Here is a 10618-nt window from a genome sequence, read left to right on the forward strand (position 1 = left end):
GCTCTATATTTTCGCGAGTTTTATTTTTTGTCGGTGAATTGTCTATTTTCAGGTAGGGGCGGACCGATGTGTACCGCCCGAAATCCTATGAATTGATTTTTAATGGATTACAAAAGCTTTCTCAAAATACACCGCACTTGGCTTTTCCTAACCCCCTCTTTACTACAAAGAGGGGTTATTCTATTTTTAGGAAAGGAAAATTCTATGGCGGAATATTGTTGTTTGTACGTCCAATAGCCGTATAATTTCATCTAGATTAACTAACGACAAAGGAAAAAGACTATGACAGCAACAACAAAAGCAAGATTGGAGGCTAAAGTAAATTTAGATATATATCGAATACTTAAGCAAGCCGCTGCAATTTCGGGGCGAACATTAACGGACTTCGTTGTGAGCGTTGCTTATGAAGAAGCCAAAAAAACCATTGCAGAACATCAGGAGCTACGTTTGACATTAAATGATCAGGCTTTGCTCATCGAAAGTTTAAGCAAACCATTTGAACCTTAATCAGTCAATGAAAAATGCTCTTGATGTGTATGAAGAATATTTATCCGCCAACAAGGAGGTGCGATGATTCAAGGAAAATTTAAAAATTTAACTGTACTCCCCTTAGAAAATTTAGAGATTAAGCGAAATACGTTTCTTGTTCCAATAAAGAATTGGAAAAATACTTTCGCCAGTATGCTTCTCAAGATGTAAAAAAGGGGCTGGCAAAATGTTTTGTACTTATAGACCACAAACAAGCTGAGATTATTGGATATTACACGTTGTCAGCATTATCCGTGTCCGTTTCAGATATACCACAAGAAAGAGTAAATAAGGGGATCCCATACCCTAATATCCCAAGTGTATTAATTGGGCGGCTAGCCATTGATGATCGTTTTCAAAAGCAAGGATATGGTAAATTCTTGGTTGTTGATGCGATCTACAAGATAAAAAATACCAATATAGGCGCTGCAATTTTGGTTGTTGAAGAAAAAGATGACAATGCGGTTTCATTTTATGAACGATTAGGTTTTATTGAATTTAAAGAGTTGGAGGCAAAACATAGAAAATTATTTTATCCGCTAACAAAAATCATAAAATAGATGAAAGTCCCCTCTGTAAGCGGGGATTTTCATTTGCATTATAAGATCCAAATAAGTGTTTATTATGTTATCTCACAGGTAGGGGTGAACCGATGTGTCCGCTCGAAATCATATGAATTGATTTTTAATGGATTACAAAAACTTACCAAAAAACACCGCACTTAAACCTTTCCTACATAAAATAAGACACCGCAACATCAAACGGGCTGACACATAGGTCAGTCCCTACATTTTTGTGTTCTCTATTCTAGAGTGGTGTTAGGTAGAATATGTTTATTGCTCTATATTTTGCGATTTTGTTTTTGTTGGTAAATTGTCTATTTTTAGGTGGGGGCGGACCGATGTGTCCGCTCGAAATCATATGAATTGATTTTTAATGGATTACAAAAACTTACCAAAAAAACACCGCACTTGGTTTTTCCTACATTAACTAAGACAACGCAACATCAAACGGGCTGACACATAGATCAGCCCCTACATTTTTATATTCTATATTCTAGCGTGGGGTTAAGGTGGGATATGTTTATTGCTCTATATTTTGCGATTTTTTTTGTTGGTGAATTGTTTATTTTTAGGTAGGGGCGGACCGATGTGTCCGCCCATATATCGTTTTCAATAATATGCGTTGATTTTTTAACAAAGCCGTTAAGTAGGGGGGCTTTAGCCTACCGAAAGGATAAATTGTGTTGAACGGTGGGCTGAAGCCCACTCTACCCACACATACTATAAAGCAAAAAACTTGTAATTAAGCAAGATTTCTTCTGTTGAGCTATGTATTTATTAACGTGGGCGTGCTCTAGTACCACGTTTCTATAATAAGAGTAAAAAAATCAAACATTATGAATTTGTTATTTTCTGATAAATGATAAAATACACATACGGAATATAAAACGGTTAATAAAATGTTAATGAAGCATCTTGAACTATGAATTGCTCTTTATCACAACGTTTTTTACAGAGAAAGCCCATTGCTAAATGAAATCGTTCTTACCATTAAGAACAAATTTATTCAATTACCGTTTTGAATTGAATATTTAGTCGTTTAGTTGATGTCAAGGATATCCAAACGGATAGCATGCGTTAAGCTGTTTTCATCAATAAGTTGTTCAAATAACCTTATTACAGTTGCTGATTTAGTATTAGGCAAGCCTTCATAAAGGAGTAAAAAGCGGCTGAAGTTATCACTGATGGTTAAGGAATAACACCATTTTTTATTACCTAACAGGAATTGCCCTTTGAAATTTGCGTTCCACGTTGTGTTTGGCGCTGGCATATCCTAAAAGGTAACGATGTTATTAGGTTGTACTACCAATCTCCCTCTTTAGTAAAGATGGGAGATTGTTTTTAAAGACACTTCGTCTCTTTTAAACATTCAAAAATACCCACCGCACTTTAAAATTTAACCAATCTATTCCTCGTTCAAACCGCCCGAATGGAAATAAAATTTTTAGAAAAATCACGCCGAGCGAGAGCAACGTGAACATCAGGCTGATTTTTCGTTAAGAAAATTTTATTGGAATGAGGAAAAGTGAGTTCGTCAAATTTCTCACTTACAGACAAGGAATTTTGTCGAAGACAGTACTCCAGTACGGCAAGACAAAATAACGCAGTCTGGAAGTAAGAGAAATTTGACGATGATCGGGGTTCTTTTCTTTGCTTACTCTCTTTTGGGTAAGCAAAAGAAAGGAAGTCGCTCAACGAGCGAAACCTCGTCATCAATCCCAACGAAAAACAACAATCATCCAAATAACCCAACACTATTCTCCCAAATCCGTGCTTCAATCTCATCTGGACTTTCCGACCTTAATTCACATAACACCTTGAATGTTTCTCGCACGCGCATTGGGCGGTTGGGTTGGCCTTGGAAGCCGAATACGGACATATCGGGGCTGTCGGTTTCGAGTAATAAACTGTCTAGCGGCAGGCGTTTGATGGTTTCGCGGGTTTTGTTGGCGCGGGCGTAGGTGATGACGCCGCCTACACCGATTTTATAGCCTAAATCGACAAAGCGTTTGGCTTGTTCATAGCTGCCTGAAAAGCCGTGTACCACGCCGGTAACGCTAAGTTGTGCGGTTTTTAAGAAGCGATAAAGATCTTCGTGGGATTTGCGCGAATGTAGATTAACAGGTAGTTGATTGGCTTTGGCTAGGCTCAGTTGCGCCTCAAAAAATTCGCATTGCTTTTGCCATAATTCAGGGGTTAATAGTTCTGGCACACCTTTTTCTAAGCCAATTTCAGCCACAGCAGTGAGATTTTTCGGGCGATTAGCAAAGCGTTGTGCCAATAAGTCTAAATCCGCCACTCGATGCTGCTTAATATACAACGGGTGCAAGCCCAAACCATAGTAAAGCTGCTGGTGCGGTGATTTTTTCAATATTTTTAAAATCTTCTGCTTGCACTGCCACCACGAGTATTTTCTCAACGCCAGCTTGTTGGCTCTCTTCCATCAGTTCTGCCAACGGCTGTTGGGTTGTCGCGAGTAAATAATCGAGGTGAGTGTGAGTATCAAAAAATGGCACGGGAATTCCTGTTAATCAAAAATGGTCTGCCAATGCTCGGCTTGGTGTGCCTGAAAACACATTTTTATTTGTGCTTCAGTGGTTTTGCCTGTCGCCAAAGGCGGTAAGTCGTGTAAGGAAAAATAGCCACTGGCTAAGGTTTCGCTGTTTGGCATAAATTCTCCCCCTGTGGCGCGGCAGTAAATAAACACTTTGCACACATTATGCGCAAGAGCTGGTGGATTATTTTTCGCGTGATCTTGCAAGGCGATAACAAATTCGGCGACGGCATCTAACCCAGCTTCTTCCTTGACTTCTTTCACCACATTTTCTTTTACCGTGGCAATCACATCACACCAGCCACCGGGTAATGCCCATAAGCCATTTTCTTCTTGCACGAGCAAAATTTGATCATCTTGAAAAATTGCCGCTCTGGTATCAATTTTTGGCGTTTGATAGCCCGTTTCGTTGCAAAATAACTGTGTTATGTGCGCTAAAGGCAAATCCGATTGAGCTTGCAACATTTCGGCGCTGATTTCTCTGATACGCTGAAAACGCTCCAAATCAAATTTATTCTTAGAATAAAACAAGCCCGCTTGTGCCAAGCCTTGCAATTCGATTATCCATTGCAACCATTTTTCATTTTGCATTGTGATCTCCTTAGCGCCAAGTGCGGTAAAAAAAGAGCGGTGGAAATTTTAACTATTTTAAAAGGAGGCAAGCCTCCTTTATTCATCAATATTTCATTAATTTTATTCTACGGTAACAGACTGGATCACCACGTCGTCCACTGGCACGTCTTGGTGGAAACCTTTGTTGCCTGTTTTCACGCCTTTGATTTTATCCACCACATCCATTCCTTCAATCACTTCACCGAACACGGCATAGCCCCAATCTTGTACCACTTCTTTGCCGAACATTTCTTTTGAACGATAATCCAAGAACGTGTTGTCTGCCACGTTAATAAAGAATTGCGCCGTTGCAGAATGTGGATCGCTCGTGCGTGCCATTGCAATTGTGCCACGTTTGTTACTTAGGCGATTGTTGGCTTCATTTTTGATTGGTGCGTTGGTAATTTTTTTCACGCATACCCGCTTCCATTCCACCACCTTGGATCATAAAACCATCAATAACACGGTGGAAAATTGTGTTATCATAAAAGCCGTTTTTGCAGTAATTTAGAAAGTTTTCTGCGGTGATCGGTGCTTTTTCGCTGTTTAATGCGATTTTAATGTCGCCGAAATTAGTGTGTAAGGTAACCATTGTCATCGTTGTATTCCTCTAACTGATAAAGGCGGTTATTATTTCACAAAAGTGCGGTATAATTCCAGCTCATTATTTTGTCTAATTTCAAGAGAAACAAACAAATGCTAAAAATTTTCAATACATTAAGTCGAGAAAAAGAAGTTTTTACTCCCATTCACCCGAATAAAGTGGGAATGTATGTGTGCGGCGTAACGGTGTATGACCTCTGCCATATCGGACACGGACGCACCTTTGTTTGTTTTGACGTAATTGCCCGTTATTTACGCTATTTGGGTTACGATCTCACTTATGTGCGCAACATTACCGATGTGGACGACAAAATCATTAAACGCGCCTTAGAAAACAAAGAAACCTGCGATCAACTGGTGGATCGAATGGTTATTGAAATGTACCGCGATTTTGATGCGTTAAATATTCTTCGCCCAGATGTTGAGCCTCGTGCCACCCACCATATTCCAGAAATCATTGATATTGTTGAGAAATTAATTCAACGTGGACACGCTTATGTGGCAGAAAATGGTGATGTGATGTTTGATATTGAAAGTTTTCCGCAATATGGCAAATTATCGCGTCAAGATCTCAGCCAACTGCAAGCTGGCGCACGAATTGAGATTTCAGAAATCAAGAAAAACCCGATGGATTTCGTGCTATGGAAAATGTCTAAACCGAATGAACCAAGCTGGGATTCCCCTTGGGGTAAAGGCCGTCCGGGCTGGCATATTGAATGTTCCGCAATGAACAGCAAACAGCTAGGCGATCATTTTGATATTCACGGTGGTGGCTCCGATTTAATGTTCCCACATCACGAAAACGAAATTGCTCAATCCTGCTGCGCGCACGATGGCGAATATGTCAATTATTGGATTCACTCGGGAATGATTATGGTGGATAAAGAAAAATGTCGAAATCTCTCGGCAATTTCTTCACCATTCGCGATGTGTTAAATCATTATAACGGCGAAGTGGTGCGTTATTTCTTACTCACTGCCCATTACCGCAGCCAGCTTAATTACAGCGAAGAAAACCTTAACCTTGCGCAAGGCGCATTAGAGCGTTTATATACCGCATTACGCGACACCGATGCCACAGTCGCTCCACAAGGCGGTGAAGAATTTGTCGCCCAATTTAAAGAAGCAATGGACGATGATTTCAACACGCCAAATGCCATTTCTGTGCTATTTGAAATGGCGCGCGAAATCAATAAATTAAAAGGCGAAGATAAAACCAAAGCAAATCAACTTGCTGCACGTTTGCGTGAATTAGGCGATATTTTAGGCTTATTACAACAAGATCCTGAAAGTTTCTTACAAGCAGGTGCTGACGATGATGAAGTGGCAAAAATCGAAGCCTTAATCAAACAACGCAACGAAGCCCGCGCTGCCAAAAACTGGGCCGCCGCCGACGAAGCCCGCAATCAACTCAACGCAATGGGCATTGTGTTAGAAGACGGCCCAAATGGTACGACTTGGCGTAAGTAATCTTGATAATAATGCAACTTACGGTAGTTTCATTTATTATGTGGTAAGCTTCTATCATTATTGAATTTGCTTACCATAACTTGCTTTCATATTTTGAATTTGGGTTATCAATGGCATTTACTATATATAGTGAGAATTTTCTCTCGTGGAGTTAAACTTTTAAAGCCATACCTAACAGGCTTAACGTTTCACTAAAACAGGGCTGAATATTCCATTCCACCCTGTTTTCTTATATTAGCGCGAAAGCATTAATCCAACTTAACGCCACCTGTATTAAATGCCTCAAGATGAATTTGCTCTGCTGGCACACCTAAATCTACTAAAGATTTGTACTGCGCTTGCATAAATGCCATTGGGCCACAGAGATAGTAATCCGCGTCTTTCGGTAAAAGTGCGGTTGGAATTTGGCTTAAATTTAAACGCCCTGTTGCGTCTGCTTGTGCATCTTCCACTTCATAAACTGTGAAGCTGCTAACATTTGGATATTGCGCTTTTACCCCATCAACGTGCGCTTTCATTGCGTGTACATCGGCATTACGACAAGCGTGGATAAAGCTCACAGGCGAAGGTACATTTTGCTCTACTAACTGGTTAAGCATTGCAATCATCGGGGTTAAGCCCACGCCACCACTGATAAAGACATTTGGTTTTTGGCTATCAATTAAGAAGAAGTTGCCCGTTGGCGCAGTGGCTTCAATTTCATCGCCTTCGTTTAATCCGTGTAAGGTGGTAGAAACCCAGCCGCCTGCTAGCTCACCTTTTGGATCTTCACGTTTTACTGAAATGCGTAAATAGTCTGATTTTGGATTATCAGAAAGGGTATATTGACGCGGCTGTTTTAAGCCTAATTCTGGAACGAAAACACGCACCGAGATATATTGCCCTGCTTTGTAAGTTGGCAAATCGCCGCCATCAACAGGCTGCAAATAGAAAGAGGTAATTTCACTGCTTTCTTCCACTTTCTTAGCAATTTTGAATTTACGCCAGCCTAACCAGCTCCCTTTAGTTTGCTGATGTTCGTCATAAATGGCTTTTTCTGTGCTAATCAAAATATCCGCTAATTGATTGTAGGCGGCTGTCCAAGCTTCAATTAATGGATCGTCCATTGAAATTTGCAATACTTCACTAATCGAATGAAGTAAGTTATTGCCCACAATGGCATAATCAGGCGCTTGAATATCAAGGCTGACGTGTTTATGCGCCATTAATTCAACTGCTGGCAATAGCACGGCTGGATTTTCAATATTTTCCGCATAAGCTAATACCGCATTCGCTAAAGAACGAGCCTGCGCACCGCTACGTTGGTGTCCAAGGTTAAACACTTGTTTAATTCAGGATGATTGGTGAGCATTCTGTTATAAAAATAAGAAGTGAGCGCAACACCGTTTTCGCGTAGCACTGGCACTGTGGCTTTCACTAATTCAATTTGATCTGCTGTTAATGACATAGAAAGTCCTTTTGGTTTATTAAAGATGCATTTAAAATACATCTTTAATGCTAGGCTGGCAAGTGATTATTTATCAATAAGCTATATGGTGAAATAGACTACAATGCACCACCTAAGGAGTTGCAATGCAAATTAATAAATTTACTGATTATGGTTTTCGTGTGCTGATCTATCTTGCGCGTCAGCAGGAATGCACGCATACAATCGCCAGCCTTGCTAAGCAGCTTCACCTTTCACAAAATCATCTGGTCAAAATCGTCCATTTTATGGCAAAACAACAATGGCTGATTACCAGTCGTGGCAAAGGCGGCGGTATTCGTTTGGCGGAAAGCACATTAGATTTGCCTTTAGGCGAGATGCTACGCACCTTTCAAGGCAATGAGCCGTTGGTAAACTGCGTTTCTCCTAAATGTGGATTACAACCACAATGCCAATTAAAGCATTTGTTGGACAATGCTCTCGAGCAGTTTTACCAAAATCTTAACCAATACCCATTGCGAAAAGTCATTAGTAGCCATTCACAAGACAGGATTAATTTTATTTCTTATCTGTAATTTCAATAAGATATAGAAAATGTTATGCATAGCTTATTTAAAGTGCGGTGCTTTTTTCAGAAAAATTTACAAAAAAAGCCCCGCACTTTGCAGAACGGGGCTAGGCTTAAAAAAAGAAACTATTGCAATAAGGAAATATCCGCCACTTGTAAGAACAATCCTTGCAAGGTTTTCAGAATGGCTAAACGATTTTGACGAAGTTGTGGATCTTCGGCGTTTACCATCACTTTCTCAAAGAAATTATCCACCGGTTGACGTAAGTTGGCGAGTTTATCCAACACCGCCACATAGTCGCCTTTGGCAATCAATGGCTGCACTTCGTTTTGTAACGCTAGCACGCTTTCTGCCAAGGCTTTTTCTTCAGGCTCGACACAACGATCTAAATGGATCTCGCCAATCTCGCCTTCTGCTTTGGCTAAAATATTGCTCACACGCTTATTCGCAGCGGCTAAGGCTTCTGCTGCATCAAGGGTACGGAAATGTGCCACCGCACGCACACGCGCATCAAAATCAGCTGGACGAGTAGGACGGCGAGCCAGCACCGCTTGAATGACATCTACCGCAATACCTTCTTCTTGATACCACGCACGGAAGCGACCAAGCATAAAGTCCACTACATCTTTGACAACGTTTTTGTTACTAAAAGGGAATCCCATTGCTAGTAATTTATTTTGCTGTTCTTTCAAAATAATTAAATCATTTTCATTATCTTTGTGAAGCTTTAACTCATCTTTAAAATAATTATCTCTCTGGTCAATATAAATTTGTACAGATTTATCTACCAAATCTTGAATATCTAATGGTAATTTTTTCTCTACGATGATACGCAACACGCCCAATGCGGCACGGCGTAAGGCGAACGGATCTTTATCTCCTTTCGGGTGCTGGCCAATGCCAAAAATCCCTGTCAAGGTGTCTAATTTATCCGCCAATGCCACTGCACAAGCCACAAGAGAATGTGGAAGTTCATCACCAGCGAAACGCGGCATATATTGTTCATTTAACGCCACCGCCACTTCTTCATCTTCACCGTCGTGGCGGGCATAGTGCATTCCCATTACGCCTTGCGTATCGGTAAACTCAAACACCATATTGGTCATTAAATCACATTTTGATAACAAGCCTGCACGCTCTGCTTTCGCCACGTCCGCCCCAATTTGTGCCGCAATTTCGCCACTGAGCTTTTCAATGCGTTCCGTTTTATCAAACAAGGTACCAAGCTGTTGTTGGAACAAGACGGTTTTCAAACGTGGTAGATTGTCTTCCAAACGCTGTTTTAAATCGGTTTTGAAGAAGAACTCCGCGTCCGTTAAGCGTGGACGTACCACTTTTTCGTTTCCTTCAATAATCGCCGTTGGATCTTGCGGATTAATATTGGATACGAAAAAAAGTGCGGTAATAATTTCCGTTTTATCGTAAATTGGGAAATATTTTTGATCGCCTTTCATTGTGTAAACCAAGGCTTCTGCTGGCACGGCAAGGAAACGCTCTTCAAATTTCGTAGTTAGCACATTTGGAAACTCCACCAATGCGGTAACTTCATCAAGCAGGCTTTCTTCAATATCCGCCACACCACCAAGTGCGGTGGCTTTTTGTTGAGAATTTTCCAAAATAATCGCTTTACGGCGTTCAAAATCTGCGATCACGCTGCCTTTTTGCTCCACAATCTCAGGATATTGATCGGCATTATCAATACTGAATTGTTGTTCGCCTAAGAAACGGTGTCCGCGAATAGTTTTACCACTGGCTACACCAAGAATTTCACCCTCGATCAGCTCATCACCAAATAATAGGGTTACGGTATGTACAGGGCGCACAAATTGCTCGCTTTTATCGCCCCAACGCATTGTTTTTGGAATTGGCAATTTCGCCAGGGCATTGCTGATAATGCCAAGCAGAAGATTTTTGGTCGGCTGCCCTTCAATCACCGCACGATGCACCAGCCATTCGCCTTTATCGGTAACTAAACGCTCTGCCTGATCCACGCTAATACCACAACCACGCGCCCAGCCTTCTGCCGCTTTAGTAGGCTTGCCTTCCGCATCAAACGCTGCCGCAACCGCAGGCCCACGTTTTTCCACTTCTTTGCTTGGCTGCGCTTCCGCCAGCCCCAATACTTTCACCGCTAAACGGCGTGGAGTGGCAAACCATTCCACTTTATCAAATGCTAAACCAGCTTGGTTTAATTCATTTTCTACATTCTCCGCAAACGCGGTTGCTAATTTTTTGAGTGCCTTTGGTGGCAACTCTTCAGTGCCGATCTCGGCGAGGAAGTTTTTTGTCATTTT

At 41.1% G+C, this 10618-nt stretch carries 8 protein-coding genes and 3 pseudogenes; 4 read left to right on the plus strand and 7 right to left on the minus strand.

The window, feature by feature from the left end; translation table 11 throughout:
- Positions 1-282: 282 nt before the first annotated feature.
- Together C3Z13_RS03440 and C3Z13_RS03445 are read left to right on the plus strand one after the other, a co-directional pair.
- Positions 283-507, plus strand: a complete 225-nt coding sequence (locus C3Z13_RS03440) for a type II toxin-antitoxin system TacA family antitoxin (protein WP_245872527.1) — start codon at positions 283-285, stop codon at positions 505-507.
- Positions 508-659: 152 nt separating this feature from the next.
- The gene (locus C3Z13_RS03445) at positions 660-1088 is read left to right on the plus strand and encodes a GNAT family N-acetyltransferase (RefSeq protein ID WP_245872528.1); all 429 of its coding nucleotides are present in this window, start codon (positions 660-662) and stop codon (positions 1086-1088) included.
- A gap of 1042 nt (positions 1089-2130) precedes the next feature.
- On the opposite strand, the gene C3Z13_RS03450 is transcribed toward C3Z13_RS03445, so the two are convergent.
- The 4 genes and pseudogenes from C3Z13_RS03450 to C3Z13_RS03465 form a co-directional block, all read right to left on the minus strand.
- Positions 2131-2361: a hypothetical protein gene (locus tag C3Z13_RS03450; RefSeq protein ID WP_103855004.1), complete on the minus strand. Its 231-nt coding sequence runs from the start codon at positions 2359-2361 to the stop codon at positions 2131-2133.
- A 465-nt stretch (positions 2362-2826) separates the two neighbouring features.
- Positions 2827-3607 (minus strand): annotated as a pseudogene (locus C3Z13_RS03455) (TatD family hydrolase).
- An 11-nt stretch (positions 3608-3618) separates the two neighbouring features.
- On the minus strand, positions 3619-4236 hold the full coding sequence (locus tag C3Z13_RS03460) for an NUDIX hydrolase N-terminal domain-containing protein (protein WP_103855005.1): 618 nt from the start codon (positions 4234-4236) through the stop codon (positions 3619-3621).
- Between the two features lie 102 nt (positions 4237-4338).
- Positions 4339-4849, minus strand: a pseudogene (locus C3Z13_RS03465) (peptidylprolyl isomerase).
- 104 nt (positions 4850-4953) lie between these two features.
- Here C3Z13_RS03465 and cysS point away from each other — a divergent pair.
- A pseudogene (gene cysS, locus C3Z13_RS03470) lies at positions 4954-6329 on the plus strand (cysteine--tRNA ligase).
- A 248-nt stretch (positions 6330-6577) separates the two neighbouring features.
- On the opposite strand, the gene C3Z13_RS03475 reads toward cysS, so the two are convergent.
- Positions 6578-7651 carry a globin domain-containing protein gene (locus C3Z13_RS03475; RefSeq protein WP_219827878.1) on the minus strand — a complete coding sequence of 358 codons (1074 nt, stop codon included), beginning with the start codon at positions 7649-7651 and terminating at the stop codon, positions 6578-6580.
- Positions 7603-7776: a globin family protein gene (locus C3Z13_RS11855; protein WP_219827879.1), complete on the minus strand. Its 174-nt coding sequence runs from the start codon at positions 7774-7776 to the stop codon at positions 7603-7605. Before C3Z13_RS11855 ends, C3Z13_RS03475 begins: the two co-directional genes overlap by 49 nt.
- Before the next feature lie 125 nt (positions 7777-7901).
- On the opposite strand from C3Z13_RS11855, the gene C3Z13_RS03480 reads away from it, so the two are divergent.
- Complete coding sequence (locus tag C3Z13_RS03480) at positions 7902-8330, plus strand: RrF2 family transcriptional regulator (protein ID WP_103855006.1); 429 nt, start codon at positions 7902-7904, stop codon at positions 8328-8330.
- A 119-nt stretch (positions 8331-8449) separates the two neighbouring features.
- Here C3Z13_RS03480 and glyS read toward each other — a convergent pair whose 3' ends face one another.
- The gene (glyS, locus tag C3Z13_RS03485) at positions 8450-10615 is read right to left on the minus strand and encodes a glycine--tRNA ligase subunit beta (protein ID WP_103855007.1); all 2166 of its coding nucleotides are present in this window, start codon (positions 10613-10615) and stop codon (positions 8450-8452) included.
- Positions 10616-10618 lie beyond the last annotated feature (3 nt).

The organism is Avibacterium endocarditidis (genome assembly GCF_002921145.1).
GTDB classification, from domain to species: Bacteria; Pseudomonadota; Gammaproteobacteria; order Enterobacterales; family Pasteurellaceae; genus Avibacterium; species Avibacterium endocarditidis.